The organism is Parvibaculum lavamentivorans DS-1 (genome assembly GCF_000017565.1).
Classification (GTDB): domain Bacteria; phylum Pseudomonadota; class Alphaproteobacteria; order Parvibaculales; family Parvibaculaceae; genus Parvibaculum; species Parvibaculum lavamentivorans.
In genome coordinates this window covers 3,698,628-3,724,703 of sequence record NC_009719.1, presented here as the reverse complement: position 1 = coordinate 3,724,703, position 26,076 = coordinate 3,698,628, and the positions used below count along the sequence as shown (strand labels likewise).

The following is a 26,076-nucleotide window of genomic DNA, read 5'->3' as shown; positions in this document are numbered from 1 at the left end:
CCTGTCCACCTCATTATTCTATACGAAAAGCATTTCAAACTTCCAGCGAGGGGGCGGGTGTACGGTCGGGCCATACTGTTCCTGAGAGAGATCGCGGGCAATCTGCGCGACCTTCTGCCTGTACTCGGCGTGGTGGCCTTGTTCCAGTTCCTTGTTCTCGGCGAGGAGATGCCTGACCTCTACCGCAGGTTCGCAGGAATTCTTCTCCTTCTTGTCGGAATGACGCTGTTCGTGCGCGGCCTTGCCATGAGCATCTTTCCGCTGGGCGAGGATTTGGCGGATCTCGTCGCCCGGCGCGGCAGCCTGCTCCTTCTCGTCGGCTTTGGCTTCGCCATCGGCTTCGGCAGCACGGTGGCCGAGCCTGCTCTCGGCATCGTCGCGCTCCAGGCGTCGAGCGCCCTTGCGGATACGCGCGGCCCGGCGCCAGGCGACGGCGCGGTCGGCGCCTTCGCGACGGTGTTGCGCTATGTTGTTGCCTGCGCCGTGGGTGCCGGCGTGGCGCTTGCCGTACTCCGCCTCGTGAAAGGATGGCCTATTGTCTGGTTCATCCTTCCCGGCTACACACTGGCGACGGTCTTCGCGCTCGCCAGCGGCTCCGCGCTCGGCGATATCGCGTTCGACGCGGGCGCCGCCTCCACCTCGGCTATCAACATTCCGCTGATGCTCGCGCTCGGCGTGGGGCTTGCCACTACCATTCGCGGGCGCAATCCTGTGGTTGACGGTTTCGGTTTCGTTGCTATGGCAAGCCTTGCGCCGATGCTCGTCGTTCTGGTCTTTTCGCTCTTCGCAGGCTGACGGATGGAATTTCTCGGAATTTTTGCCGGCGAAACGCTCCGCACGCTGGTGGACCTTGCGCCGCTGGTGCTGGTGATCGGGTTTTTCCAGTTTGTTGTCGTCCGCAAACCGGTCGGTAATCTCAAGGCTATCCTCGTCGGTCTCGCCTATGTCGCGCTTGGGCTCACGCTCTTTCGCATCGGACTCGAGCAATCGCTCATTCCGATAGGCGGAGACATTGCCCGCGCTCTGGTGATCCGCGGTTTCGTGGAGGGCGGAGGAGGGGTGGCCGCTTATCTGCCTCTTCTCGTCTTTGCCGGGTTCATCGGCTTCTCCGTCACGTTGATCGAGCCGACGCTTATTGCCGCCGGAGACCGCGTGCAGGAACTCTCGGGCGGCACGCTCCGTGCTCTTGCGCTTCGCCTCGTCATCGCCTGCGGAGTGGCGATCGGCCTCGTCATGGGTACTCTGCGGATCGTGGACGGTATTCCGCTTGCGTGGCTTCTTGCAGGCTTTGTCGCGATGCTCATTGTGGCGGTCGCGCTTGCGCCGAAGGAGATTGTGCCGCTCGCACTCGACAGCGGCGGCATGGCGACCTCGGTGGTCACCGTACCCATGATCGCCGCTTACGGAGTGGCGGTGGCGGAGGCCATGCCGAACGAGGCCACCGCCGCCGACGGGTTCGGACTTATCGTACTGGCGCTGTTGTCGCCGGCTGTATTGCTGCTTGCCTTCGCCTCAATTCAGGCCAGATTGGTGAGCGGAGGCAAAGGAGGAAAAGATGCAGTTTAAGTTGCTTCTCGTGCTGACGGACGACTCGCGCGTGGGCGCGGTGCTGGATGCCGCCCGCGAGGCGGGCTCGACCGGCGCGACGGTCATCACCGGTGCGCGCGGCGAGGGGTTGAAACAGGAAAAGACCTTTCTGGGGCTCGATCTCTCGCAGCATCGCAATGTCGTTCTGCTCGTCGTGGAGGAGCATCTGAGCCGCGGTATTCTCGAGCGGGTTGCCGAAGCGGGGCAGTTCGATGAGAAACCGGGCTCCGGCATCGCCGTCCAGATATCGATCGAGGATGCCGTAGGCCTCACCTCGCAAATCCGCGAGTTGGCCAGCAAGGTAGGAGATGAAATATGAACCAGTCCTTTTTCCTGCCCGTCCGCGAGGTAATGACGCGTGACCCGCAGCGCATCGATGGCATGGCCACGGTCAGGGAGGCGCTCGCCCGTATGGAAAATCGCGGCATCTCCTCGCTCGTGGTGGACCGGCGCGACGAGCGCGACGAATTTGGTCTGCTCCTCGCTGCGGATATTGCGCGCGAGGCGATCGGCAAGAATCGTCCGCTCTCCCGCACCAATATCTATGAGATCATGACGAAACCGGCCCCGACGGTCGATGCGGAGATGAACATAAAATATGCCGTGCGCTTCATGTCGCAGTTCGGCATGTCTCACTGCCTCGTGCTCGATAACCGCGATCTCGTCGGTCTCGTCACGCTGCGCGACATGACGATCCATTATCTAAGGGAGGCGGAGGGGAGATAAACGCTTCGCCCCCGTTTCGTCGGGGGTATCGATAGGCCCCGGCAATCCGGAGACAACTTTGCGGATTCTCCGGAACTCCGTCCCTCATACAGTCTCATACAGTGAGGTTGTCCCCCTCACTCGAACCCCTCCGTATGCACCTGATCCAGATCCGAAAACCTCGTCACATCCGCCTGGAACTGCAGCTTCACCGTCCCCGTCGGCCCGTGGCGCTGCTTGCCGATGATGCATTCGGCGAGGCCATGCACCTTGTTCATATCTTCCTGCCACTGAAGATGTTCCGGCGTGCCCTCGGTCGGCTCGCGGCGCGAGACGTAATATTCCTCGCGGAACACGAACATGACGACGTCGGCGTCCTGCTCGATCGAGCCGGATTCGCGCAAGTCCGATAGTTGCGGCCGCTTGTCGTCGCGCGCTTCCACCTGGCGCGAAAGCTGCGACAGCGCGAGGATCGGCACGTTCAGCTCCTTCGCCAGCGCCTTCAGCCCCGTCGTGATCTGCGTCACTTCCTGCACGCGGTTTTCGCCGCTCTTTCCCGAGCCCGCCAGCAATTGCAGATAGTCGATGACGAGCAGCCCGAGGCCGCGCTGCCGCTTCAGGCGGCGTGCGCGGGCGGCCACCGTCGCGATGGTGAGGCCGCCCGTATCGTCGATGTAAAGCGGAATGCTCTGCAGCTCGCGCGCCGCGTCGACAAGCTGGTGAAATTCGTCCTCATGGATATTGCCGCGCCGGATGCGTTCCGACGGCACGCCCGATTGTTCGGCGAGCAGTCGCGTCGCCAATTGTTCGGCCGACATTTCGAGCGAGAAGAAACCGACAATGGCGCCATCCGTCGCCGTCACCGTGCCGTCCGCGTGGTGCTCCGCCTTGTAGCTCTTCGCGGCCGAGAAGGCGATGTTGGTCGCAAGCGCGGTCTTCCCCATCGAGGGGCGGCCGGCAAGGATCAGGAGGTCGGAAGGCTGCAAGCCGCCCAGCCGCTGGTCGAGGTCGCGCAATCCCGTCGAGATGCCGGAAAGCCCGCCGTCGCGCTTGAAGGCTTCCGCCGCCATGTCGATGGCGATGTTGAGCGACTCGTGGAAGCTCTGGAAGCCGCCTTCGTATTTGCCGCGTTCGGCCAGTTGGTAGAGCGATTGCTCCGCATCGAGGATCTGCTGCGCCGGCGTGTCGTCGATGGGCGCGTCATAGGCGCGGTTGTGGATTTCCGTGCCGACATTGATGAGTTCGCGGCGGATCGCGAGTTCGTAGATGGTGCGGCCATATTCTTCCGCGTTGATGATCGTCGTCGCCGCGCCCGCGAGCCTTGCGAGATATTGCGGGCCGCCGATCTCGGCCAGCGCCGCGTCGCGCTCGAAGAAATTCTTCAGCGTCACGGGCGAGGCGAGGTGGCCTTGCGTGATGAGCTTCGCCGCCGCCTCGTAAATTCGTCCGTGTACGGCATCGAAGAAATGCGATGGCTCCAGAAAGCTCGCCACCCGGTCGTAGCTCTCATTGTTGACCAGCATCGCGCCGAGCAGCGCCTGCTCCGCGTCGATATTGTGGGGCTGCACCCGGTAGTCGCTCACGGCGTCTCCCTCGGGCTCTCGTGAATAGGCGGCTTGGCTGTTTTCCATGGCGTTGGTTCTAGTCGAAACGGGTGCGCGCGGGGGCGCGATTCCGGGGGCGGGGACAAGATTTCACAGGTTTTTTGTCCCGGCCCTGTGCATAAGTCGGCCTCCCGGCGCTAGTCCCTTGGTACAAAAGGACTTTCGGCTGCAAAGACCTGTGGGCGGTTTGAGTTTAACCCGAGTCGCGGCTTTTATCCCCGGCAGGCACCTTTATCCCCGTTTTGGCAAGCCGGGGAGGGCACCCGCGCATGCCGTTTCTGCGTCATGACGGTTTGATGACAGTTCGATGACAGTCGGTTCCATAACGCCGCTTTATCCCCGCCTGAAGCGAGCCTAAGCTTGCGCCGTTGCAATCATTTGGGGGGAGAACCATGAAGGTTTCCAACGATATCGTGATGCTCGCCGGCCGCGTCCTGCTCGCCGCTCTTTTCATCCTCGCCGGCCTCAACAAGGCCTTGGGCGCGGAGGGCACGATAGGCTTCATCGAATCCAAGGGTCTGCCGCTTCCGCAGGTGATTTATGTGCTGACTGTCGCGCTTGAGCTGGGCGGCGGCATCCTGCTGCTGGTCGGTTTCCAGGCGCGTCTTGTCGGTCTCGCCTTCGCGGTTTTCTGCGTGATGACGGCGCTGATTTTTCACCCCGGCCTGTCGGATCCGTCCTTCCTGAAGAACCTCGCGCTCGCCGGCGGCTTCCTTTATGTCTTCGCCTTCGGCGCCGGTGCCTACAGCATAGACGGCAGGCGCGGCGCGCCGGCAGTCGCTGCGGCATAAGCAACGGTTGCGTTTCAGTCGCCGGCCAGCAGGCGTCGTTGCGCCTGCGGTTCCGCGTTCAGTTGCCGCTCGTCCTCGACCATGTAGTCGCGGGTGAGCGGCAGCGTCGCGATCTGCTTGGCAAGCTGCATCTGGAAGACGACCATGCCCTCGTTGCGGAACGAGGTTTCGGATCCCGCGAGATAGAACTCCCACATCCGGCAAAATCTTTCGTCATAGATGCGCGCCGCCGTGTCGCGTTTCTCCATGAAGCGCCGCCGCCATTCGCGCAGCGTTTCGGCATAATGGAGCCGCAGGATTTCGATATCGGTCATGAAGAGGCCGGAGCGTTCGACCGTGCCCGACATCTCGCTCAGTGCCGGAATATAGCCGCCGGGAAAGATGTATTTCGCGATCCAGGGATTGGTCGAGCCCGGCCCGTCCAGCCGCCCGATCGTGTGAATAAGCGCGACGCCATCGTGACTTAGCAGCTTCATCACCCCGTCGAAATACTCACGGAAATGACCCACGCCGACATGTTCGAACATGCCGACGGAAACCACGCGGTCGAAGTTTTCCTTCAGCGAACGATAGTCCTGCAGCCGGAATTCAACCTGTCCCGAAAGCCCGCGTTCCTCCGCGCGCCGCGTCGCGACCTTGTGCTGCTCCTTGCTCAGCGTCACGCCGACGACATCCGCGCCCGTTTCCTCCGCCAGCGTCAGCGCCATGCCGCCCCAGCCGCAGCCGATGTCGAGCACGCGCATGCCCGGCTCGATGCGCAGCTTCGCGGCGATGTGGCGCTTCTTCGCAAGCTGCGCTTCTTCAAGCGTCATGTCCGGCCGCTGGAAGTAGGCGCAGGAATATTGCTTGTCCTTGTCGAGGAAGAGATCGTAGATGCCGCCGTCGAGATCGTAGTGGTGAGCGACGTTCTTCTGCGCCTTGCCGACGGGATTGTGCTGGTCGATCCGCCGCTTCGCGCGCCGCAGCGCGCCATAGAGTTCGAACGCAGGCCCCGCGAATTTGGTCCCGAGATTTCCCGTCAGCACATTGAGCAGATCATAGATCGTCGCCGGCGGGTCGATGGTCATCCGGCCGTCCATATAGGCTTCGCCGAGCTTCAGGTAAGGGTTGAACGCCATTTCGTGCGCCACGGTCTTGTCGTGAAGCCGCACCGTTACCGGTGTGCCGGTGCCGTCGCCGAATTCGCGTCTGCGGCCGTTCGCGCTGATGACGGTCAGCGATCCGCGGTGAACGACGTGGCTGAGAAGCATGCTGAAAAACATCGAACCCTCCTGTAGCGAGGATTGAAACTTCAGATCTTCCGCACCGTCATGGGCCCGTCGCTTGGGGGGAGAGCGGCGGCGCGTGAAGGCTTTCTGGAATATATCTAAAGTTAATCCTCCGCCCGATGCAAGGGAAACGCTTGCGGCATGAGGGAGTTCCAGCAAAAAGGGCGCCCCCGAGGAGCCAGCCCCTATGATAAATGTTGAAAGGCTGTGAGGCCGGTTCCCCAGCCCCTTTGGTCCCCGAATTGTCGTAGCCTTCTAACGCCAGCGTCCCCTTTCTGCCCTCTGCAGGGTGCTTATCTGCACACCGCTACGTTTCACAACTGGTTGCGGGATTTCAGAAATCCGATTTGAACCTCCGCTTGCAAGGCGGTTGATTTTGTTGAAGTGGGACAGTGCATGCAAAACAAAACCCCGATAACCGATTGGTTTTGCGGGGTTTTTGTTGTGTGATCTGGTTACGGTGGAGGCAACCGTCTCAACTTGTGGCTCCTCTTAACCTGCCGGCCAGTACTCGACCAGCTTGCCCAAGAGAGCTGTAGCGGATTGTTTCGTGCCGCAGCGTAGTATTTGCAACCCCCGCCACAAAACGACAATTATATAATATATTACATGTTTTTCTTGATAATCAGGATCGTCTTGCTCCCACGTATATACCTGTCCCGGTTAAGGCGGTGATACCCTTGCCGGGGAGACCGGCGGCGTTCGCCCGCATGCTCGCCGACGTGATGTCGGGCCAGCTCGTCATCTCGTCTCACAATGCCCGGATTAGGGATTGAAATTTCGGACTCTCTGATATACATTCCGATGCGTCGGAATATTTAATCAGGAGGTTCCCATGCCCGCAGTCGCGGAAATGCTGAAGGTCAGCGAGGTCGCCGTTGTCTCGCGCGTGAGCCTGCGCGACGTCAATCGTGCTCTCGACGAACACATCCTGCCGGACGCCTTCGTCTCGTTCGACAATGGCCGTTACGTCCTGGCCGGCGCCTGTTCGCTCATCACCTTCTATTTCGCGAGCGCCCGGCGCCTGACCTCGGAAGAGCGCCTGTCGGCCATCAGGACCGCAGAGCCTCGGCTTGCGCGGTCCCGCGCCCTGCCTTGGGCTGCGCTGTTGCGTGAGGATTGGACCGTCCGCGACGATTTCCTGACCATCGACCTGCTGCCCTTCATGAAGGGCGCGAGCGAGCGGCTGGACGATCTCGCCACCGCGCGGGAGATGGTCACGACCTCACCCGACATTCTCGGCGGCACACCCGTCATTCGGGGCACCCGTGTTCCGGTCTATGATGTCGCGGCATCCGTAGCCGCCGGCCATTCGACGGAGCGCATCCTCGCGACCTGGCCCAGCCTAGATACCGAAAAAGTCAGGCTTGCCACAATCTACGCGGAGGCAAACCCGCTGCGCGGTCGCCCACGCGCTCCCGCCGATCTTTGCGAAGGCTCGGTCATTATCACGGATCGCCGCATTCCTCGAGCCAGGAAGGCGGGATGAAGTTTCTGATCGACGAGTGCCTAAGTCCCGAACTGGCGAAGCTGGCATTGAAAAAAGGATATAACGAGACCAGCCACGTTGTCTGGATGAAGCTCGCCGGCCTGAAAGACTGGGAGCTGAAGCCGATCATTCTCGGCGGAGACTGGACGTTCGTCACCAGGAATTCGGTGGATTTCCGGGGTCCGAAAGATAAGCCAGGCACCAAGGGCCAGTATGCCGACGTCGCCATCCATGCCGGGTTGATCTGTCTCAACGGCCCACCCAGCATGAATCTCGACATGCACATCGAGCTGTTCGAGCAGGCGCTGGTCGAACTCAGTGCCGACGATGATCTCATCAACCAGGTTCTTGAAATCTTTCTGGAGGACGGGATTGAGCTTCGGGTGCTGCGCTACGCCTTGCCCAAGGATTGAGCAGCACCGGATCGGATAGAGAATCCGTCATCGTCGCTTAGACCATCAAGGTTTCCCCAGAAAGACGGGACGCCCACTCGTTCATGCTCACGCTGGGGGAGACTTCTCTCCTTGGCCCGCACTTCGTTGCAGTGCGGGCCGGGTTTCCGTGACGGGTTGGTTGCCGGAGAGATGCTCCCGAGCCTCGCGCTCGACAAGAAATTCCCTGCCTCGCCATCTGGGGAAGCGGCGCGATCCTTAGAGTTTCCATCGAAGAAGCTTCTTGACTCGGGATATCGCACATGTTTTTGTTCTTGTTATGTTCTAATGGTGCCCTTAGCCTGCCTCCGATCAACAAGGAGGACGGACATGGTCATCTATGTAGGACGGGAAGGTGTTCTGCGAACGAACCACCTGAATGAGGAACTGGCGCGGCTGAAAGAGCTCTGCGTCGATCTCGAATGGCTGAGAGCCGGCGTCCTGCCGTCATTCGAAGACCTCGAGGACGCTCCCTTCATCGACGATTATTCATTCGTCCAGCGTGGCGTGGTCGCGCTGCAGGGAAAGGTCACGGGTCATCCCCTTCTCGGAGCGACGACAGCCATGACGTCGGACCTCTGTGTGTTCGCCCCCGACCTCGGATGGGCCCGAACTCTCTCCCGCTTCTACAGGCTCGGATCGCCATCTCCGGCAATGGCGAAATGGATACAGGCCTGATGCCGGGCGGGATTTAATCTGCGGTTCCGGACAAAATATGTCCGGAACCGCAGATTAAAGCGCAGAGCAGGCGGAGAACGCCGGTAAAACAGCAATCGGCACGGCAAGCGCGCAGAAGCCGCCGCTATCCCGTCACCCGAATGGCAGGCCATGAAGAACCCGGCAATGTCATTCCCCAGCGCCGCAGGAGCGCTTCCATGTCAAAGGCATCCAGCACCGAACAAAAGGCCGCTGCCAGACTGGCTGAGCAGCTGGACAGGCTTCCCGCGGATATCCGGAGGGTTCTGATGGAGTCTTTTGCCGATGCCGCAGAGGCGATAGCGGAGCGATACGATCCGGGGCGCGAGCAAAACAAGCCTCTGACCGATGCCGAACGGAAAGCTCTCGAATCCGTCGGTGTATCGGTCGATCGCTCCGGGACGTTCTATCGTCCGATCGTGCGGACGGCCATTCTCGAGGGCACTCTCCTCGCAACAGCGCTGTCGCCGGCGCAGGCGGCGAGGGTTCTAGGTATTTCCGGCCGCCGGCTGCGCCAGCACCTCTCTGAGCGGACGCTGATCGGTGTCAAAAGAGCGAACGCGTGGCTCATTCCGTCATTCCAGTTTGCCGGGGAAAGCGAGTTGCCCGGGCTTGCCATCGTTCTGAAGGCAATCCGGGAAACGGCCCTGCCGATCGAGATCGCCGGTTTCTTCGAGAGCGAACAACCCGATCTCGTCGACGAATCCGAAGAACCCATGACGCCGAGGCAGTGGCTGATCGAGGGACGGGATCCTCAGGCCGTCGCCAGTCTCGCCAGGGGGATTTGATGGCGCGGGTATCGATGCCGAAGTTTACGCAGAGACTCGGAGTGCTCGTGCAATTGCTATGGGAAAGCCACACCCCAAGACCCACAAGACATAGAAACAGGTCACCTCAACCCGGTCGAATAACCTGAGTTTGGGTCATAGGTACATTCAGATAGTCTCGAACGAATGCGACGATTTCCGCCGCGTCTTCTTCTATTCCCATCACGAGCGCAGAGGCACGGTTGCGTTGCCAGGGCAAGCCAAGATGAAAAAGACCGGGGACGGAGGTTCGTCCGCCTTCGTGCTGGAAGCGGCCGTGTGGATCCTTCGTGCCGGGGATATCAAGCCATGCGTTGTCGCCATGATAGCCGGCACACCAGATGACACAGTTCAACTCCCGCGTCGATCCATCGGCAAAGAATGCGGTCCGGCCATCGGCACCGACGAGGCGGGGGACAACCGCGACACCCAGGACCCGTAAATCGTCGAGACTACGCCCCCGGTCGGGGAAGGGGTCGGTGCGGCGCATCAGGCGGCCCGCAAGCGAGCCCGGTTTCGCTTTCATCAATCCGAGAATCCTCAACCACCACCATGTGCTTTTGCCGAGGATGCGTTCGGGAAACAGCCGGCGTCTCCGGCCCGTTGCAAGCGCGACATTGTGGGTCACCGATAGCTCGGCGGCAATATCGCGCCCCGACGCTCCGTCTCCAGCCACCAGGACAGCGCCTCGCGGAACATCACCGGGATTGCGATAGGTGTCCGGTGTCAGTTGCTTGACGGTGTTGTCGAAATCGGCGGCAACCGGCGGAATCCGGGACTTCTGGAAGGCACCCGTAGCGACAATCACGGCTCTGGCTGCGATTTTCCGTCCATCGTCGAGCGTTGCCTCGAAGCGCCCGGCCCGTAACCGGAGTTGTTTCACCCCGTTGCCGGAAAGGACGGGCAGATCAAAATAATCTGCATAGGTCTCAAGATAGTCGGCGAACTCATCGCGTGTTGGATAGCCATCCGGCGCACCATCGAGAGAGAGCCCCGGGAGCATACTGAAAGCCCGTGGCGTAAACAGGGTGAGTGAATCGTAGCGTCCGCGCCAGCTGTCTCCGATACGGGCTTGGCGATCTACAATCAGAAAGGAGCATCCCGTTCCGGCAAGACGATACCCCGCGGCGAGGCCCGCCTGCCCGGCACCGATGACCAGCACATCGAACGTCTTCGCCCAAAGCTCCGCCGTTCGGCCATCATCGGGATGCACAACCTCCGGTATCATCCTCATGTCTTCCTGTTGTTGCACGTCGTCTCTTGCAGGACGCCTGGGCTTCCACAGCTCCTAACTCACCTATTTCGATGGCTCGCGAACAAGAAGACGCAGCGCGTTGGCTGTAACAAGCACAGTAGCACCCGTATCCGCGAGGATCGCCATCCACAACGTTGTGACGCCGAGAAGAGTCGTTGCGAGGAAGACGGCCTTCAATCCCAGCGCGATTGCGATGTTCTGCCGGATGTTGCCAAGGGTCGCCTGCGACAGGTCGATGAGATCGGCGACGCCCGTTACCCGATTTTTCAGGAGTGCGGCGTCCGCCGTCTCCAGCGCGACATCGGTGCCGACACCCATGGCAACGCCGACCGAGGCCGCAGCGAGCGCGGGCGCGTCATTGATGCCGTCTCCCACCATGACGACAGGGCCATCCTCTTTAAGCCGGCTGATTTCGGCGAGCTTGGCGTCCGGCAGAAGCTCGGCACTCGCCTCCATGCCGAGGTGACCCGCAATGGCGTTGGCCGTGCGCAGGTTGTCGCCGGTCAGCATCAAGGCACGGATGCCACGCTCCGTCAGCCTCTTCACGCCCTCCATCGCGTCTTCACGCGGTTCGTCGCGAAGTGCAATCAATCCCTCGACGGCTTTTTCCGACAGGAGCACGACAACCGTCTTGCCCTCGCTTTCCAGCGTCGCGATCTTCTCTGCGACCTCGGCGGCGATGGCAGTCTGCTCCGCAGCATAACGGGGTGAACCGACAGAAGCAAAGCCGGTTTCTAGCCGCACCGTCACTGCCTTGCCAGGTGTTGCGGTGCCGCCGCCGAAGGTAGCCGGCATGTCCAGCCCGCGCATCACCGCCACCTCGACGATCGCGCGACCGAGCGGGTGACTGGTGTTGCGCTCGACCGCTGCCGCTACCGCCAACACCGAATCTTCACTACCCATGACCGGCACGACATCCGTTACCTGCGGGCAGCCGCGTGTCAGCGTTCCGGTCTTGTCGAAAGCAACGGTCCTGACCTTGCCAAGCGTTTCGAGCGCCGCACCCCCCTTGATCAACAATCCCCGCCGCGCTCCGGCGGCAAGGCCCGAGGCGATTGCCGCGGGCGTCGAGATGACGAGTGCGCAGGGGCAGGCGATCAGCAGCGTGGCAAGTCCCCGATAGGTCCACGTCATCCAGTCGCCGTCAAAGGCGAGTGGTGGAACCATGACGATCAGAGCCGCCACAACCATTGCACCCGGCGTATACCACCGGCTGAAGCGGTCGATCAGGCGCGCGGTCGGCGCCTTTGATTCCTGGGCTTTCTCAACCATGTGGATGATGCGTGTAATCGTGTTGTCGGACGTGACACGGTCGATCGAGACACGCAGCTCGCCATTGGCGTTGATGCTGCCGGCATAGACCGTCGAACCTGCTTTCTTGAGTGCCTGCACGGACTCGCCGGTCACTGGCGCTTCGTCGACCTCCGATATGCCGTCGATCACCGTGCCGTCGGAAGGAACACGGTCGCCGGGCCGCACTACGACGACATCGCCAACAACCAGATCTTCCGCCGCGACTTTTTCGACCGTGCCGTTACGCTCGCAAAACGCCACGCGCGGCACGAGGTCGATCAGCGCCTTGATGCCCGCTCGCGCCCGGCCGGCCGCGACGGTTTCGAGCAGCTCTCCGACCGCGAACAGGAAAATGACGACGGCAGCTTCCTCGGCCTCTCCGATGACGACCGCACCGAGCACCGCAATCGTCATCAGCGTCTCGATAGTAAAAGGCGAGCCGGACATTGCTCCGGCAACAGCGCGCCTCGCAAAGGGAATGACGCTTAAAAGCGCGGCGCCCGAATAAAGCCATTGTTCCCGTTCGGGAAAGATCTGCGCCATCGCGAAGGCAAGTGCGAAGAGGGCGCCGGTCAAAAGGACGAGTCGGCTCTTGCGCCCCTTCCACAAAGGCTCCCTGGCGCGCTTTCGGGGTATTCTCGCTTCCCGCTCCAAATTATGATCTACAGACTTCCACTGGGGTCTGTAAGTCGTTGAAAAGAGGAGCTTCGGCTCCTTTTTTCATTCCAGCAAAAGCCACTGGAATCCACCGACAGCCAGCGTTTTTGAGGCCAAAAACAAGGCCAAAGAATGCGGGCGGTGCCGGTTCCGGTTTGTTGCTGGGGTTGGATCGGGATGACCAGCAGCATCGGGCCTAAGTCCAAGACTTAGGAGCTTCGATGATGGCACTCTCTGATCTGACTGTGCGGCAAGCCAAGGCCGCTGACAAAACCTACAGCCTCCCCGATACCGATGGCCTCGGCCTGGTGGTCGCCCCTACCGGCGGCAAATCGTGGCACCTGCGCTACTACTGGCTCGGCAAGCAAAAGCGCATCTCCCTGGGCAACTACCCCGAGATCGGCCTGCGTGAAGCGCGTACCTTGCGCGACGAAGCCCGCGCACTCTTGGCTAGGGGCATCAACCCTCACACCGACCGCAAGCAGAAACGCCATGCCGTGAAGCTGGCGGCCGACTACACGTTCAAGGCGGTCTTCGATGCCTGGGTCGAGCATCGGCGCAAGGAACTCAAGGAAGGCCGTCAAAGCACCCTCTCGCAGATCCTGCGGATTTTCGGCAAGGACGTGCTGCCCGCCCTCGGGAAGATGTCGATCTACGACATTCGCCGGCCCCAGCTTCTGGGCGTCCTGGCAAGAATCGAGGAACGCAAGGCTTTCACCACGGCAGAAAAGGTCCGCACCTGGTTGAGCCAGTTGTTCCGCTATGCCCTCGTGATCGTCGAGGGGCTGGAGGCCAATCCGGCTTCTGACCTGGATGTGGTGGCGGAGCCCAAGCCTCCGGTGAACCACAACCCGTACTTGCATTTGCCCGAGCTGCCGGAATTCCTTCAGAAGCTCCGGCTCTACAACCCGCGTGGCTGGCAGACCCAGCTCGGCATCCGGCTGCTGTTCCTGACCGGGGTGCGAACCGGCGAGCTGCGGCTGGCGACCCCGGATCAGTTCGACCTGGACCGCGGCCTCTGGATCATTCCGCCCCAGATCGTCAAGCAGCTTCAGGATGAGATGCGCAAGGCCGGCAAGCGCCCCCAGGATGTGCCGCCCTACATCGTACCGCTGTCCCTTCAAGCCATCGAGATCGTGAGCTACCTTCTGGGGGTGATACGGCCGGCCCAGCGCCACCTGCTGGCGCACCGCAGCGAACTCAAGAAGCGCATCAGCGAGAACACCCTCAATGCCGCCTTGAAGCGGATGGGCTACGAGGACCAACTGACCGGCCACGGCATCCGGGGAACGATTTCGACGGCGCTCAACGAGATCGGCTACCCCAAGATTTGGGTGGACGCGCAGCTCTCGCACTCCGACCCGAACAAGGTGAGTTCGGCTTACAACCATGCCAAGTACGTTGAGCCGCGCCGCCGGATGATGCAGGACTGGGCGGATCGCCTCGACCTGCTCGAACAGGGCCAGGTGGAGGCGGCCAGCGCGCACCTCACCATTCACATCGAGGGCGTGCCGGCCATGGCAGAGGAGGACAAGCCCGACGCCATCGTTGCAGCGTCCTCTGCGGCACCCGTTCCGTCGATGGTGACCGCTCCCATCGTCGTGACGCCGAACGACGGGAGCATCACGTTCCAGCGGCTGTCGCAGGTGCCGCCGCCTCCGACGCATGCGCCAGAACCGGAAGTATCTGCCATCCAGCGCGAGCGCGAGGAAATGCTGGCCATCTATGAATCGCCGAGCAGCCTGCCGGTCCCCCTGTTCGGCAAGTTGGCCGGGAAGTCCAAAGACCAGATCAACCGCGAGTTGAAGGCCGGCAAACTGCTATCCGTCAGCTTGGGCAACCGGGGCCAGCGAGTTCCCGATTGGCAACTGGTGCCGCTCAAGCACAAGCTGGCCCAGGTGCTCATGCGCCAGTGTCCGCAAGCGGATTCGTGGGAGCTTTACCGCATGCTGACCCGGCCACACCCGGACCTGGGCGATCGCGCGGCCATCGATTTGGTGACGCCAAGCAATCTGGGCATGGTGGTCCAGGTCATCGCAAGCGGCCAGTTCCATGCGAATGCGCCAGAGACAGTCCCACCGCGGCCTATCCCAGAGGAGGTGCGGCAGAGCGTTCGCCGAATGGTGGACAGCGCCGTGGTTCTGGACGGCGCATAGGGCTACCAGCCCTTGCGGGCGCCTTGCGGCCCCCGCGCTACGCTTGTACAGCCTGCACGAGTTCGCTCAGCGTGCGCGGGGCGGACGCAAAGAACACGGCACCAGTGTGCGCCGTCGAGAAATCGAGCAGGCGGTCGTTCATGCCCGGCGGATCGCCGAGGAACATGCGCTTCAGCATCTTCTGCGTGACGCACAGATGCCTGGAGTAGCCGATGAAGTAGGTGCCGTATTCGCCTTGGCCGGGGCGGCCAAAGGGCATGTTGTCGCGCAGGATGTCGTGCTCGGTACCGTCAGCACCCACGATCGTGGCGAGGGTCTTGTGCGACTTCTGGCCGCTCGTCGCATCGGGCAATTCGATATTGCTGACGATCTCCCGGCCGATGATCTGCTCTTGCTGGTCCTCGGGAAGCCGAGCCCACGGCTGCATTTGATGCAGATACATCTGCACCACCACGTAGCTCCCGCCGGCGAATTCCTGATCCTCACTGCCGACCAGCGTGGATGCGCCGATTTCGTGCCCGGTCGGATTGGCTGTGCCATCGACGAAGCCAAGGAGATCGCGGGAGTCGAAATAGCGAAAGCACGCCACCTCGTCGGCCACCGTCACGCTGCTGCCCAATTGGTCCAACAGCAGGCGCTCGAATTCAAAGCAGAGGTCCTCGCCCTCGGCCCGGATATGAGCCGGGCGTGGCCGGCGCGGTGTGCTTCGCGCCCTTGATGGGTGCGAAGGGACGCAGTTCTTTCGGGCGCCTTCCGGCCTGGAAACGGTCCCACAGCGCCGATCCCAGGGGGGTGATGCACGACAGCCGGCCGTTGAGATCGCGAAGAAAGCCCACCGTCTTGATCAGGTCGTCCAGGCCGTCCAGGACGCCGGCGACCGCCTGCAGGGACTCTCGGCCCTCGGCGACCGTCAATGTGAGAAACACCGCCGCGCGCGACAGTGGCGCATCGATGCTTTGCGAGTCGATGGGTACTCGGTCCCAACTACTTCCAACCATTGGCATCTCCATAAGGCCGGTTTAATTCGTCATGTTGCCAGAGATGAAAACGCGATGCTGGCGCATTGACAGCGCGTGCCGTTGCAATTACCAGGAAGCAGTGAATTCCCGCGCCGATTACGGATGCCTGGCGTCGGCATCTGAGTGGAGAGCACGCAGCGCGAGTGAGCTATCGGGTATTCGAGTAGGCCGCGCTATCTTTGGCAACCTGCATCGCCCTGCGCTCGAACAGCTCAGAAATGGCGCTGGCTCGCTCCCTGGGCCGCTGCAGATGTGTCACGACCTCGTAGGGAGCATCAGAAAGCGGCCGCATGGTGATGCCCCAGGCATGGGCGCGCTCAATACGCGATTGCGCAGAGATCCCGACGCCATAGCCAGCGGCGACCCATAGCGCCAAAATCTCAAACGAAGTGACATGCTGCATGCTCTGCTCGCTCAGCGGCGGGAAGGAGGACAACCGCTGATCCAGCAGCGGGCAGGTCTCTGCTTGCCAGCGAAACCCGGGGTAGTCCAGAACCTCGGCGGTCGTGAGCGTTGCCCGGCCAAGCAAGGAAGACCGCAATGGCATGGCGACAGCCATGTTATCGATCCACAAAGGCTGGCTTCTCAGGAACGGAGCACTCACGTGCCGAAGCGATATTCCTGCGTCATAGCGGCCTTCTTCAAGGCCGATCACCAGGTCGTCACCCGAGGCTTCAAAGAAGGCGATGGGGGTGTCCGGCTCTTCCGTGCGCTGCAGGGCGAGAAGCGTGGAGAGGCATGAGGACGGCACCCCGGGTGCTATAGCAAGCCTGAAATGAGAAAACTGGCTGGTGGCATGCATGAGGACCCCCAAGAAGCGATCTGGCCAGGAAGGCGAACCAACATCGTGGTTAAGAGTGAAGTTTAACGTCGTTAAAAATAACGTGGTTAATTTTGGAAGATTGTTTGACGCTTCTGCTAATGCAGAAATCAACAATCCAGCCAGGCCGCCCTACTGGCACATCAACGTATGAATCCGAGTCGGCGTTGGCCTTCGGACAGGCCGTGCGCGCTGCCCGCGTCGCTCAGGGAGTCGCGCAAGACGAGTTCGCGTCTCGGGCAGTCATCTCGCGCTCGCACATGGGCAAGATCGAGCGCGGTGAGCACGTGCCCACACTGCCTCTCATACTGAGAATTTCTACGGCGCTCAGGATAAGCGCGGCTGAACTGATGACGGCGACCGAACGCAATCTGCGTGCCGAAACCGATCCTTGAGGATGTCCGCCGGCAGGACTCCGTCAACCGTCGGACGAGTCGCGTAACCGAGCGATAAACCGCTCCAGCGAAGCCGACAAACTGTTGCTTTCAGGCCGAAGCAAGTAGGTGGTGATCACCGCGGAATCCATCGCCAAGGGACGAATCACCACATCCGGCCATTGGCAGACCGGAATCTTGGTCGCCGTCATGAAGCCGACGCCATATCCTGCACCGACCAGCGTGAGCATCATGTCCAGCGAAGACACTTCCTCGACGATGTTCAGCTTGTGCTCCAGCACCTGCAAGAGCCGCCCCAATTCGCGGCAGTACCCCTCGCATGCGTGAGGGTCGCACAAGACAAGCGGATGCCCCCGGAGTTCATGAAGTGGGACCTTCTTGTGGACGAGCAGCGCGTGCCGAGCTGGCACGGCGATCACCAACGGATCCCGCCAGATGGGTTCGGCAACAATGTCGTCACCGACTTCGGCCGTGTGCGCGAATCCGATCGTGAAGTCGCCTGACCGCAAGCCGCGTAGCTGCTCGGCCAACGGCACCTCGGATAGGCGTATCTCTATCTCCGGTTCCTCTGCGCGGCAGCGGACCAGAAATGCTGACAGTCGAGGATCGATCGCACCATCGGACACTGCAATGCGCAAGCTGCCTCGCAAGCCTGAGGCGACAGCCTTGGCGTTTTCTCGTGCCTGCTCCAGGACGGTGAGCAGGCGTCGAATATCCTGCAAGAAGGCAGCACCTGCTGCGGTCAGAACGGTTCCACGGCGATTTCGGTCGAAAAGTACCACCCCCAGTTCGTCTTCAAGCTCTTTGATGGCGCGAGATAAAGGGGGTTGCTCGATATGCAGGCGCTCGGCGGCCCGTGTGAAATGAAGCTCTTCGGCCAAAACGATAAAGCAACGCAGGTGTCGCAGTTCCATGAGCAATGTTCCTATTCAGACGCTGACGACCTCCTTCTATTTGCTCCACGCTATGCAGGTTGAAAACTGCTTTTAAGCGATGTATGTGGCATATGTTCTTTGAGCACGAGTCGTAGGCGTTCAACTTTTCCAAACGAGAGGCCGGGCTGTGTTTGACTGAGCATTCAAGAGCCCTGTTTATCTACGGCGCTAAGGTTCAATCTTTACGATGTCACCAATGTCATGCACGTATGCGAGTGCATAGGCCATCTCTCCAGAGGTTTGCGCATGCAAAAACATCAATGATTGTCCGCGTGTTACCTCGTCACCTAAGCGCACTTGCAATTGAATCCCTGCGGCTGGACTCTCAGGCGCTCCGGCTAATTTGGCTAAACGGGACAGCTTACGGTTGTCGATGTGTACTGCTCGGCCTGAAGTGGTTGCCAAAAGCGGTTCGACGTAAAGAGCTTGGGGTGGCTCACGAAATCCCCCCTGAGCGGCACAGATCCTCTGAAATTTTTCCCAGGCGCGGCCACTGCTGATCGTCTCGTGAGCCAATCGAATTCCATCCCCTTCTTTGGCGACGCCGCCAAGCTCAAGTACCGCACCCGCGACCAACGCCACGCGGTCACATAGGTCTTGCGGCGCATCCGCCTCGTTGCGCAATACGGCCAACACGTCGCGCGCCTCCAACGCCGGGCCGATACCTCTGCCGACAGGCTGATTCCCGTCTGTAAACAGGCAACGCAATACAAGGCCAAATGACGCGGCGACTTCCGAAAGGTGATGCGCAAGATGCTCGGCAGTTTCCCGGCTGCGGACTTTTGCGGTTGGCCCAACCGGAATATCGATCACGATGTGGGTCGCCCCTGCTGCAATCTTCTTGGATAACACCGAGGCAATCAGTTGTCCTTGCGTGTCGATATCCAGTTCACGCTCAATACGCACGAAGATGTCGTCCGCGGGGCTGAGGTGCATCGCGCCGCCCCACGCCACGCATCCACCCTCTTTCTCCACGACCTTTCTGAGCGTATCCAGGTCCAGGTCTACAGGAGCCAGCGTTTCCATGGTGTCCGCGGTGCCAGCGGGAGAGGTGATGGCGCGTGATGAGGTCTTGGGCATCACCAATCCATTGGCTGCGGCGATGGCAACCACCAACGGCGTGGTGCGATTTCCCGGTAATCCGCCCACGCAATGCTTGTCCACAACAATCGGAGCCTGCCATTGCAGGTGATCTCCGACATCGACCATCGCACGGGTGAGATGGATGGTCTCTTGCATATCCAGAGGCAGTACCGCCGTTGCGGTCAGGAAGGCCGAAAGTGCGACATCGGTATAGCGACCATCGACCACATCACGGACGATCGCCTGCAACTCCGTCGTTTGCAGTCGGTGGCCGTGAATTCGCGCACGCACGGCCGACAACGATTCGAGCAGCGGAGGATGCCGAACCTGCACAAGATCGCCCTCATGAATGTCCAGGGCATCCCAGGCGGCCTCGGACAGAGCGATCTGTCCGGTTTTGAGCAGATCGCTGTCGATTTGGTACAGTAGCGCTTGCACAGTGCGGTCGCCGGCAATGATCAGTACCTGTGACCGCGGTGCCAGCCCTTCGGCACGGCAGACATGGCAATCGGTACGCATCAAGACGACGGGTTGATGCTGGGCATGCAGTCGCATGCGCAATGCTTGCAAGGCGGGTGTCTGGGGAGTGATGCGGGCACTCACAGGGCGAACTCCTGGTTTTGCATGGGCACCGATGCGTGCCATTTGAGTTCGCGCTGAATACGTTCGCGCAGCGCCTCGGAGGCATTGGATTCACCATGAACAATGAACACCCCTTCCGGCGCCCGGGTAAAGCCGCCCAGCCAACGCATCAGTTCATCGCTGTCGGCATGAGCCGACAACATCGCAAGCTCGGCGACCTCCGCCTTGATCGGCATCCAGCGCCCATGAATTTTGACTTCGCGAGCGCCCTCAAGCAGCTTGCGTCCGCGCGTACCTGCTGCCTGGAATCCAGAGAACAGCAGCGTGTTCTGATGACTGCCGCCAAACGCTTCTATGTGATGCAGCACGCGGCCACCGGTGGCCATGCCGCTGGCGGAAATAATCACCTTGGGGTAGCGATTCGCCGATAGCGCCTTGGACTCTTCAACGTCGCGCATGTATGTGACTTCTGAGAATGCCGCCTCGAAATCGTGTTGTGCGAGCTTGTGGTCGTCGGCATGGCGGTGCAGCAGCGCAGTTGCGCTGGTGGCCATGGGACTGTCCAGATAGACGGGCACGGTGCGGAGCCGACCGCGCTGTCGCAACAGCCATAGGTCATAGATCAACGACTGCGCGCGTCCAACGGCAAAAGCGGGAATCACTACGGTGCCTCCGCGGCGAGTCGTGCGCTCGATGATGTCGCCCAGCGCTTCGACGGCATCGGAACGGTCATGACGACGATTGCCATAGGTGGACTCGATGATGATGTAGTCCGCTGCCGTGACGGGTTCAGGATCAGGCATGACCACATCGTCATAGCGCCCCAGGTCGCCGGAGAACACCAAACGCTTGCCGCCAATGTCGATCTGAACCGTCGCCGCCCCAAGAATGTGACCAGCGCTGCGCAGCAGTAGACGGGCATTGCCCGGCAATTCCGTCTCTTGATGCAGCGGCACCGGTTTGAACTGCAGGAGCGCACGTTCTGCATCCCGAACCCGATACAGCGGAAGGGCTGGCTTGTGTTTGGAAAATCCTTTTCGATTGGCGAACTCGGCGTCCTTCTCTTGCAACCAGGCACTGTCGAGCAGGATGAGTTCGGCGACATCTCGCGTGGCTGAGGTCGAGAAAATCTTCCCGCGGAACCCGTCCAGCACCAATCGGGGCAGATACCCACAATGATCCAGGTGCGCATGCGTCAGTACGACCGCATCGATGTCCTTGGGTTCAACGGCCAGGCGCTGCCAATTAAGTTCGCGCAGGTTTTTCAATCCCTGGAACAGTCCGCAGTCGATCAGGATGCGGGTATTGCCATGGGTGATAAGGTGCTTGGAGCCGGTGACGGTGCCGGCACCACCCAGGCTGGTCAATGAGAGCATGTATTTGTCTCCTCTCTTGTTGGTGGGTTGTGAAATCAGGAACCGGCGCGGTCGCCGCGGACCGCGTCAGAACCACTTGAAATTCGCGCGTCGGTCGCGGCCGCAGCAACCTGCGAACTGTTCCAGCCGGTCACTTGCGCAGCCGCATAGATGGCGTCCGCCCAGGTGCAGCGGTTGGCGATCAGCATTCCAGCCACATCGAGTGTGCCGCCGCGGTTGATGTAGCCCAAAGCCCGCGTCTTCGAGGGGCCGCTGTCAATGCGGCGCAGCACGCCCAGCATCGGCTCAGGGCGGGTATGGCTCATCAACACGCGCGGCAGGTGAGGCGGGAAGAGCGCTTGCAGTGCTTCGTCACCGAGCACGAAGGCGGCCTCAAGGTCGTCTCGTGGAATGCGCAGACGGCCGGGCTCGATCGCCACGGTGACGCACGACGTAAACCCATGGTGCCCCAGGCGGGCGTGGGCTTTGAGCGCTTCCTCCAACTGGTAGGCGCCAATCGCCACGAACTGCAGTTGTGCTGTAGCCGGATCGCCGGCTACATGGGCTGCGCCGTGCTCGATCAGCGATTGAGCGGCGGCGGCATTGAAGTGATTCGGCGTGTCGCGCTTGGAGACCACAACACAAGCCACTTGGCCCCGGCTGGCGTAGACCGCTCGCAGCGCGGCGCACGCCGTGTTGGCATCCACCGGGAACAACACGCGTGCGGTGTCCGACATCTCCCCCAGCAATGCTTCGCCAATGGTCGGGTCCTGGTGTGACTGCTCGTTCTTGCTGTTCTCCCAGGTGTGGGATGTGACGATCAGCGGGACGGAGATCCAGCCTGGCGGCTGGCCCAGTTCCTTCTGCCGACGCGCGAAGATGATCTCCTGGCGCATCAATCCAAGCATCTTGACCGCGAAGGCCTCGTAGCTGACGATCAGGTTCAGCCCCCCTTTGTTGGCGAGGGCGGCGGCCGCAACGGCTTCTTCATTGAGTGCGGTGACCACCGAGCCATCCGTCGATTCCGGGGCGCCGGGTTCGGGCACGTTGACGCGGTGCCTGAGCAGCGCCAGCGTGGCACCCATCTTGTTGCTGGCCAGTTCATCGGGATTGCCGATCCGGATGCGCAACTGTGGATTTGCCTGCACTAGCTCCACGAACCAACGGTCCAGTGCGGACATGGCGCTGCCCGACACCTCGGTTGGCACCCAGGCCGGCATCGGCAGATGAGGGCTCGCTGGATGGCGTCGGGCCATGGGGTGCTCGCTTTCGCGCGAGCGCTGGCTCTGGCCGTGATTCGCCAGGACGGTGAACGCGTTTGCCAGTTCGCTCTCAGGCACGAACAGCGCCGCAGCCCCTGCGTTGAAGGCCTCGCGTGCCTGCGCATCCTCGCGCGGATTGCCGTTCAGCGGCAGGTTGTGGGCGGCATTGGTCGCCGCGCCCGGGAAGCCAAAACCTTTCTCCGTCTCGGCGATCACGTAAGGCAGCTTGACCGGATAGCGCCGATCCGAGCGTGCAGCGAAGGCGCTCAGCGTGTCTTCGGCTTCAACAATGGCCCATGCGATCGCCACTGGATCGCGTCCATCGACGATGACGGGATCGAAGCCGTTGTGGCGCAGGTCTTCGGCCAGCCAGGCAGCGCCACCTTCCTGCACGATCTGGGTGCGCTGCTCGATGCGCCGTCCGTTGAGAATCATGACCGGGATGGCGAAGCCGCAGTCCTCGGCGCGCCACCAGCGCGGCGCCCAGTCCGAGCCACGTTGTTCCTCGAAAGCGCCATCACTGAGGAATGCCACCAGGCTTTCTCCCGGCAACGGCGTGTGCACATACTGCAGCCCGGCGAACCCCAGATAGCCGCCTTCGGAGATCGCGCCGGCCGTGTTCGGCCCGGCATGGCTACCCAGCGGTACCGCGGGCCGACCCTGCTTATCGATGGCATAGGAGTAGAAGTCCGCGATGAGGAGCGACAGGCCCGCCTCGCTGCGGTCGTAGCGTCCACGCTGGGCGGCGGATACATCGCCGGTCAGTGCGTTCACCGCCTCGATCGCGGCCACGCAGTGCCCCTGCCCCATGAGCCAGCCGCGTGTCGTCCCGGTCAGCGCGTTGGCCAACAGATAACCCACGAAGGCTGGCACCATGTTGAGCGAGCCGCCGGTGTGGCCTTCGGGCGTTTGTTTGAAATCATCGGAGCCCAGTGGGCAGCCGCTTCGGTCGATGCGCCGGGCATAGGTCATATGCGCCACTACGCTCATGGCCGTGCAGGCCACCCGGTCGGCTGCAGCCAGCAGCGCATGGGCCGAGGCTTCGTCTGCTATACGCCTTTGCGCGACCAGACGTTGCACTAGGGCCTGCATACGTTCGATGGTTTCAGACCTGTGCGCGATGGGCCCGTAACCAGCACGCCAATCGGTTGCGAGGTTAGCTTGAGAGGACATTTCAGGTCTCCTTGAAAATAGTTGGATCGATAAAAAGATCAGCCTCGCGGATCGGTTTTCCCGCTAGAGAGAGCGTCGGCAATCAGCGAAGCGAGACCAATCCGGTTGCTCGGATGCGGTACTGCGTCGGTGGACGTAATTCGGGCAAACAACGGTGTCAATTGGGCCCAGGCATCCTCGGCGAACAGGGCATGCACCACTACGCACTCCGGCTTGCGCATTCCTTGCTCGGCGAGCTTGCGCGCCGCGACGGCGAGCGTGCGGCCTGATGATGCGATGTCGTCCACAAGCACCGGCGTTCTGCCGCGCCAGATCGACAGGTCGGGAACATCGATGTCCACGCTGCGATCGCCATGGCGTGTCTTGCGAAGCACAGCGTGCGGTACGCCGATGCGGGACGCGATGGCGCCGGCCCACTGCTCGCTTTCCTCGTCGGGGCCCACGATCAAAGGTTCTTCGACATGATTCGCGATCCAGTCGGCCAGCAGTGGTGCGGCATGCAAGGTGATGGTGGGGATCGTGTAGACCGCTGATAGTGTCGGATAGCGGTGCAGATGCGGATCCACCGTGAGCAGCTTGTCGAAGGTCGATGAGACCAGACGTGCGAAGGACCGCGACGTCACGCTTTCTCCGTCATGGAATCGCTTGTCCTGGCGCATGTAGGCCAGATACGGTGCGATCAGGTTCACCTCTTGCGCGCCAAGTTCGCGCGCCGCGTCAGCGGCAAAAGCCAGAAGCAGGAACTGCGGATCAGGATGGGCCAGCGTGCAAATCACATCCACGATCCGATCGGCAGGTTCGCCATGCAACCGGACATAGCTCTCGCCATCGGGGAATCGGCGCGTTTCGATGCGGCCGGCTTCGCTGCCGCATGCCTGCGCGATGCCGCGGGCCAGATCTTCATTGCCGGGTAGGGCCAGGGTGAGTCGTTGCATCCATTTATCTCCTTATTTGTTGTCCTTGGTCTCTTATCGAGCGCGGGTGCCTTATCGTTCAGCTCGCTGTGTTCACCTTGCCAACTGGCTAATGACGACGGCATTGGCAGTACTGCGTCGACGTGGTAGCTCCACAAGCAACCAGGCTCTTGTCATGAACAGCAACAGAGTGGCTTGCATGGCGTTCAAGGAATCGATCTGCATCAGAATCGCCGTCCTACGGTGATCGTTCCGTAGACCGGGATTTCCTTTTGTCCACGAAATTCGCGGGTGCGGTGGTAGCGGGCTATCGCGATGCGCCAGTTGCCCTGAGTCATCGCGATGCCATAGCCCACATCGGCCACGAATGGCCGTTTATCAACACTATGACTGGACTTGAACGTATTGCCGTCCAACGTGATGTCGTGCAAAACCCAGCGACCGTCGAGTGCCACGAACAGGTGCCCGTTCCAGTTGCTGCCAGCGGTCTTACGCACGGGCGAGGTGTTTTCTCCAGCCGGGCGCAGCGGTGCGGTGCCTAAGTCGTCCGGCAGGCGTAGGCCATAGCGCAGTTCTCCGCCGACATTCGCGTAGGTGGCGAAATTGCCCAAGCTGCCGCCCCAGTGGCGGGTCAGATCCCAACCCCAACCGCTGACGTTTTCTTGCCTGATGACTCGTGTTCGGCGTTCGTGGAGCAACTGCAGCACGGGTTCGTCGCGCAGTTGATGTCTCCAGCCATTGAATCTGTCCACTCCGACGGTGTCATGCCACCAGTTCTGGACTTGCCTGGCCTGGGAGGAGGGCCCCACCACCCCCACGCGGAGTTGCGAAGTGCGCAGCGTATCGCCCCGCCTCGCGTTATAGCCAAGGCTCAACATCAAGGCGCCCGCGAAAGGACGATCATCCTTGATGAGATCGCTGCGCGTTTTGTCGTTCGGGGTGTACATCATCTGCCCGAAGCCGATGGTCATGTTCTGTTCGTCGAAGCCTTGGGGTTGGAGCATCGTGAGAAAGCGATTCAGCCCACGGACGAGACGCGGTAGACAAGGGTCATCGCTATAGTCCACGAGGTTGGGGGAAACCCAACTGGCGAGAAACCCGTTGGAGTACCCTTGATCCTGTCCCATGCCGCCGAACATGTCGTTGTCGATCCGCAGATTGAGCGTTCCGGTCGAGCGCAGCGGATTGTCACGGTGGCAGGACTGTGCCTGCGCGCAGGCACTCAGCGACAGCAGCAGCAAGGTAGCTGCGACTCTGAGCCTCCATTCAGCGAGGTCAGTGGGCTGAACTTTCGTCACGCTGGCATGCCACCGTGCCCAGGGGTTGCAGTAGCAATGACAGAATGGGGCTGGCGTACCAGCATCACGGGAACCGGTGCGATCCGAGCGAGCTGCTCGGCATCGCTTCCCAGCAGCAGCCTGTCCACGCCCCGACGTCCGTGGGTGCCCAGCACCACCAGCTCGCATCCGGTAGCCAGTGCCTGCTGCGCGATAAGTACCGAGACGCGCTCGCCCTTGCTCTCCAGAAGGACGGTCTCTACCGTCAAGCCTTCCTGTCTCAGCCAGAGCGCCGCCTCGTCGAGCAGCTTCTGCCCGGCCGCCAGGAAGCCTGGCCTTACTTCTTCAAGGTAAATTCTCGGCCTCTCGAAGCCGTTGCTGTGCTTCATTTCCTCGATAATGTGCAGCAAGATGATGGTTGCACCGCTTAGGCGTGCCAGCACCGCGGCGTGGTGGAGGGCCAAATTGGCGGTAGAACTTCCGTCGAGCGGAACCAGCAGTCTTGAGTACATGAATGTCTCCA

General features: G+C 61.3%; 25 protein-coding genes. 11 read left to right on the top strand and 14 right to left on the bottom strand.

Annotated elements, in window-relative coordinates; genetic code table 11:
• The first annotated feature begins 57 nt into the window (after window positions 1-57).
• The 4 genes from PLAV_RS17665 to PLAV_RS17650 are packed head-to-tail and all read left to right on the top strand — an operon-like array spanning window position 58 to window position 2,313.
• Entirely contained in the window at window positions 58-795 is a 738-nt protein-coding gene (locus tag PLAV_RS17665; RefSeq protein WP_012112390.1) for a DUF1538 domain-containing protein, read from the top strand.
• A 3-nt stretch (window positions 796-798) separates the two neighbouring features.
• Window positions 799-1,566, top strand: coding sequence for a DUF1538 domain-containing protein (locus PLAV_RS17660; protein ID WP_012112389.1), 768 nt, complete (start codon window positions 799-801; stop codon window positions 1,564-1,566).
• On the top strand, window positions 1,556-1,906 hold the full coding sequence (locus tag PLAV_RS17655; protein WP_012112388.1) for a P-II family nitrogen regulator: 351 nt from the start codon (window positions 1,556-1,558) through the stop codon (window positions 1,904-1,906). The genes PLAV_RS17660 and PLAV_RS17655 overlap by 11 nt, the downstream gene beginning before the upstream one ends.
• Complete coding sequence (locus PLAV_RS17650; RefSeq protein WP_012112387.1) at window positions 1,903-2,313, top strand: CBS domain-containing protein; 411 nt, start codon at window positions 1,903-1,905, stop codon at window positions 2,311-2,313. The genes PLAV_RS17655 and PLAV_RS17650 overlap by 4 nt, the downstream gene beginning before the upstream one ends.
• A 116-nt stretch (window positions 2,314-2,429) precedes the next feature.
• Here PLAV_RS17650 and PLAV_RS17645 read toward each other — a convergent pair whose 3' ends face one another.
• Window positions 2,430-3,923: a replicative DNA helicase gene (locus PLAV_RS17645; protein WP_012112386.1), complete on the bottom strand. Its 1,494-nt coding sequence runs from the start codon at window positions 3,921-3,923 to the stop codon at window positions 2,430-2,432.
• 365 nt (window positions 3,924-4,288) lie between these two features.
• Between PLAV_RS17645 and PLAV_RS17640 the strand changes: the two genes are divergently transcribed.
• Window positions 4,289-4,687 (top strand): DoxX family protein, encoded by a 399-nt coding sequence (locus PLAV_RS17640; RefSeq protein WP_012112385.1) that lies wholly within the window; start codon window positions 4,289-4,291, stop codon window positions 4,685-4,687.
• A 14-nt stretch (window positions 4,688-4,701) separates the two neighbouring features.
• Here the strand turns inward: PLAV_RS17640 and PLAV_RS17635 are convergent, their stop codons facing one another.
• Window positions 4,702-5,949: a cyclopropane fatty acid synthase gene (locus PLAV_RS17635; protein ID WP_012112384.1), complete on the bottom strand. Its 1,248-nt coding sequence runs from the start codon at window positions 5,947-5,949 to the stop codon at window positions 4,702-4,704.
• Between the two features lie 841 nt (window positions 5,950-6,790).
• On the opposite strand from PLAV_RS17635, the gene PLAV_RS17630 reads away from it, so the two are divergent.
• From PLAV_RS17630 to PLAV_RS17615, 4 genes are all read left to right on the top strand, one after another.
• Window positions 6,791-7,444 carry a DUF433 domain-containing protein gene (locus tag PLAV_RS17630; RefSeq protein WP_012112383.1) on the top strand — a complete coding sequence of 218 codons (654 nt, stop codon included), beginning with the start codon at window positions 6,791-6,793 and terminating at the stop codon, window positions 7,442-7,444.
• Window positions 7,441-7,857 (top strand): DUF5615 family PIN-like protein, encoded by a 417-nt coding sequence (locus tag PLAV_RS17625; RefSeq protein ID WP_012112382.1) that lies wholly within the window; start codon window positions 7,441-7,443, stop codon window positions 7,855-7,857. The genes PLAV_RS17630 and PLAV_RS17625 overlap by 4 nt, the downstream gene beginning before the upstream one ends.
• Window positions 7,858-8,205: 348 nt before the next feature.
• Window positions 8,206-8,553 carry a DUF6634 family protein gene (locus tag PLAV_RS17620; protein ID WP_012112381.1) on the top strand — a complete coding sequence of 116 codons (348 nt, stop codon included), beginning with the start codon at window positions 8,206-8,208 and terminating at the stop codon, window positions 8,551-8,553.
• Between the two features lie 287 nt (window positions 8,554-8,840).
• A complete protein-coding gene (locus PLAV_RS17615) occupies window positions 8,841-9,359 on the top strand; it encodes a hypothetical protein (RefSeq protein WP_143710250.1) in 519 nt (172 codons plus the stop codon).
• 106 nt (window positions 9,360-9,465) lie between these two features.
• Here PLAV_RS17615 and PLAV_RS17610 read toward each other — a convergent pair whose 3' ends face one another.
• A complete protein-coding gene (locus PLAV_RS17610) occupies window positions 9,466-10,629 on the bottom strand; it encodes a flavin-containing monooxygenase (RefSeq protein ID WP_245545176.1) in 1,164 nt (387 codons plus the stop codon).
• A 45-nt stretch (window positions 10,630-10,674) separates the two neighbouring features.
• Entirely contained in the window at window positions 10,675-12,501 is a 1,827-nt protein-coding gene (locus PLAV_RS17605; protein WP_483466559.1) for a heavy metal translocating P-type ATPase, read from the bottom strand.
• Window positions 12,502-12,803: 302 nt separating this feature from the next.
• On the opposite strand from PLAV_RS17605, the gene PLAV_RS17600 reads away from it, so the two are divergent.
• Window positions 12,804-14,738, top strand: coding sequence for a tyrosine-type recombinase/integrase (locus PLAV_RS17600; RefSeq protein WP_012112377.1), 1,935 nt, complete (start codon window positions 12,804-12,806; stop codon window positions 14,736-14,738).
• Between the two features lie 37 nt (window positions 14,739-14,775).
• On the opposite strand, the gene PLAV_RS20095 is transcribed toward PLAV_RS17600, so the two are convergent.
• The 3 genes from PLAV_RS20095 to PLAV_RS17590 form a co-directional block, all read right to left on the bottom strand.
• A complete protein-coding gene (locus PLAV_RS20095) occupies window positions 14,776-15,357 on the bottom strand; it encodes a Dyp-type peroxidase (protein WP_281364924.1) in 582 nt (193 codons plus the stop codon).
• Window positions 15,358-15,382: 25 nt separating this feature from the next.
• Window positions 15,383-15,736: a Dyp-type peroxidase domain-containing protein gene (locus PLAV_RS20090; protein ID WP_425357293.1), complete on the bottom strand. Its 354-nt coding sequence runs from the start codon at window positions 15,734-15,736 to the stop codon at window positions 15,383-15,385.
• Between the two features lie 169 nt (window positions 15,737-15,905).
• Window positions 15,906-16,694, bottom strand: a complete 789-nt coding sequence (locus PLAV_RS17590; protein WP_425357292.1) for a substrate-binding domain-containing protein — start codon at window positions 16,692-16,694, stop codon at window positions 15,906-15,908.
• On the opposite strand from PLAV_RS17590, the gene PLAV_RS17585 reads away from it, so the two are divergent.
• Window positions 16,679-16,972: a helix-turn-helix domain-containing protein gene (locus PLAV_RS17585; RefSeq protein WP_012112375.1), complete on the top strand. Its 294-nt coding sequence runs from the start codon at window positions 16,679-16,681 to the stop codon at window positions 16,970-16,972. The genes PLAV_RS17590 and PLAV_RS17585 overlap by 16 nt on opposite strands.
• Window positions 16,973-16,995: 23 nt before the next feature.
• Here PLAV_RS17585 and PLAV_RS17580 read toward each other — a convergent pair whose 3' ends face one another.
• From PLAV_RS17580 to PLAV_RS17550, 7 genes are all read right to left on the bottom strand, one after another.
• Window positions 16,996-17,886 carry a LysR family transcriptional regulator gene (locus PLAV_RS17580; RefSeq protein ID WP_012112374.1) on the bottom strand — a complete coding sequence of 297 codons (891 nt, stop codon included), beginning with the start codon at window positions 17,884-17,886 and terminating at the stop codon, window positions 16,996-16,998.
• 189 nt (window positions 17,887-18,075) lie between these two features.
• Complete coding sequence (locus tag PLAV_RS17575) at window positions 18,076-19,593, bottom strand: thymidine phosphorylase family protein (RefSeq protein WP_012112373.1); 1,518 nt, start codon at window positions 19,591-19,593, stop codon at window positions 18,076-18,078.
• On the bottom strand, window positions 19,590-20,948 hold the full coding sequence (locus PLAV_RS17570; protein WP_012112372.1) for an MBL fold metallo-hydrolase: 1,359 nt from the start codon (window positions 20,946-20,948) through the stop codon (window positions 19,590-19,592). The genes PLAV_RS17575 and PLAV_RS17570 overlap by 4 nt, the downstream gene beginning before the upstream one ends.
• Before the next feature lie 35 nt (window positions 20,949-20,983).
• On the bottom strand, window positions 20,984-23,362 hold the full coding sequence (locus tag PLAV_RS17565) for a phosphoketolase family protein (protein ID WP_012112371.1): 2,379 nt from the start codon (window positions 23,360-23,362) through the stop codon (window positions 20,984-20,986).
• 38 nt (window positions 23,363-23,400) lie between these two features.
• Window positions 23,401-24,297 carry a ribose-phosphate pyrophosphokinase gene (locus PLAV_RS17560; protein WP_003050021.1) on the bottom strand — a complete coding sequence of 299 codons (897 nt, stop codon included), beginning with the start codon at window positions 24,295-24,297 and terminating at the stop codon, window positions 23,401-23,403.
• Window positions 24,298-24,500: 203 nt separating this feature from the next.
• Complete coding sequence (locus PLAV_RS17555; protein ID WP_003296535.1) at window positions 24,501-25,517, bottom strand: lipid A deacylase LpxR family protein; 1,017 nt, start codon at window positions 25,515-25,517, stop codon at window positions 24,501-24,503.
• 53 nt (window positions 25,518-25,570) lie between these two features.
• A complete protein-coding gene (locus PLAV_RS17550; RefSeq protein WP_012112369.1) occupies window positions 25,571-26,065 on the bottom strand; it encodes a universal stress protein in 495 nt (164 codons plus the stop codon).
• Between the last annotated feature and the right edge of the window lie 11 nt (window positions 26,066-26,076).

Coding starts and splice junctions, on each gene's coding strand:
- PLAV_RS17585 (WP_012112375.1), top strand. CDS start 16,679: ATGCAGAAATCAACAATCCAGCCAGGCCGCCCTACTGGCACATCAACG.
- PLAV_RS17620 (WP_012112381.1), top strand. CDS start 8,206: ATGGTCATCTATGTAGGACGGGAAGGTGTTCTGCGAACGAACCACCTG.
- PLAV_RS17570 (WP_012112372.1), bottom strand. CDS start 20,948: ATGCTCTCATTGACCAGCCTGGGTGGTGCCGGCACCGTCACCGGCTCC.
- PLAV_RS17625 (WP_012112382.1), top strand. CDS start 7,441: ATGAAGTTTCTGATCGACGAGTGCCTAAGTCCCGAACTGGCGAAGCTG.
- PLAV_RS17615 (WP_143710250.1), top strand. CDS start 8,841: ATGGAGTCTTTTGCCGATGCCGCAGAGGCGATAGCGGAGCGATACGAT.
- PLAV_RS17660 (WP_012112389.1), top strand. CDS start 799: ATGGAATTTCTCGGAATTTTTGCCGGCGAAACGCTCCGCACGCTGGTG.
- PLAV_RS17565 (WP_012112371.1), bottom strand. CDS start 23,362: ATGTCCTCTCAAGCTAACCTCGCAACCGATTGGCGTGCTGGTTACGGG.
- PLAV_RS17560 (WP_003050021.1), bottom strand. CDS start 24,297: ATGCAACGACTCACCCTGGCCCTACCCGGCAATGAAGATCTGGCCCGC.
- PLAV_RS17635 (WP_012112384.1), bottom strand. CDS start 5,949: ATGTTTTTCAGCATGCTTCTCAGCCACGTCGTTCACCGCGGATCGCTG.
- PLAV_RS17600 (WP_012112377.1), top strand. CDS start 12,804: ATGATGGCACTCTCTGATCTGACTGTGCGGCAAGCCAAGGCCGCTGAC.
- PLAV_RS17645 (WP_012112386.1), bottom strand. CDS start 3,923: ATGGAAAACAGCCAAGCCGCCTATTCACGAGAGCCCGAGGGAGACGCC.
- PLAV_RS17550 (WP_012112369.1), bottom strand. CDS start 26,065: ATGTACTCAAGACTGCTGGTTCCGCTCGACGGAAGTTCTACCGCCAAT.
- PLAV_RS17630 (WP_012112383.1), top strand. CDS start 6,791: ATGCCCGCAGTCGCGGAAATGCTGAAGGTCAGCGAGGTCGCCGTTGTC.
- PLAV_RS17580 (WP_012112374.1), bottom strand. CDS start 17,886: ATGGAACTGCGACACCTGCGTTGCTTTATCGTTTTGGCCGAAGAGCTT.
- PLAV_RS20090 (WP_425357293.1), bottom strand. CDS start 15,736: ATGGTTGGAAGTAGTTGGGACCGAGTACCCATCGACTCGCAAAGCATC.
- PLAV_RS17640 (WP_012112385.1), top strand. CDS start 4,289: ATGAAGGTTTCCAACGATATCGTGATGCTCGCCGGCCGCGTCCTGCTC.
- PLAV_RS17650 (WP_012112387.1), top strand. CDS start 1,903: ATGAACCAGTCCTTTTTCCTGCCCGTCCGCGAGGTAATGACGCGTGAC.
- PLAV_RS17655 (WP_012112388.1), top strand. CDS start 1,556: ATGCAGTTTAAGTTGCTTCTCGTGCTGACGGACGACTCGCGCGTGGGC.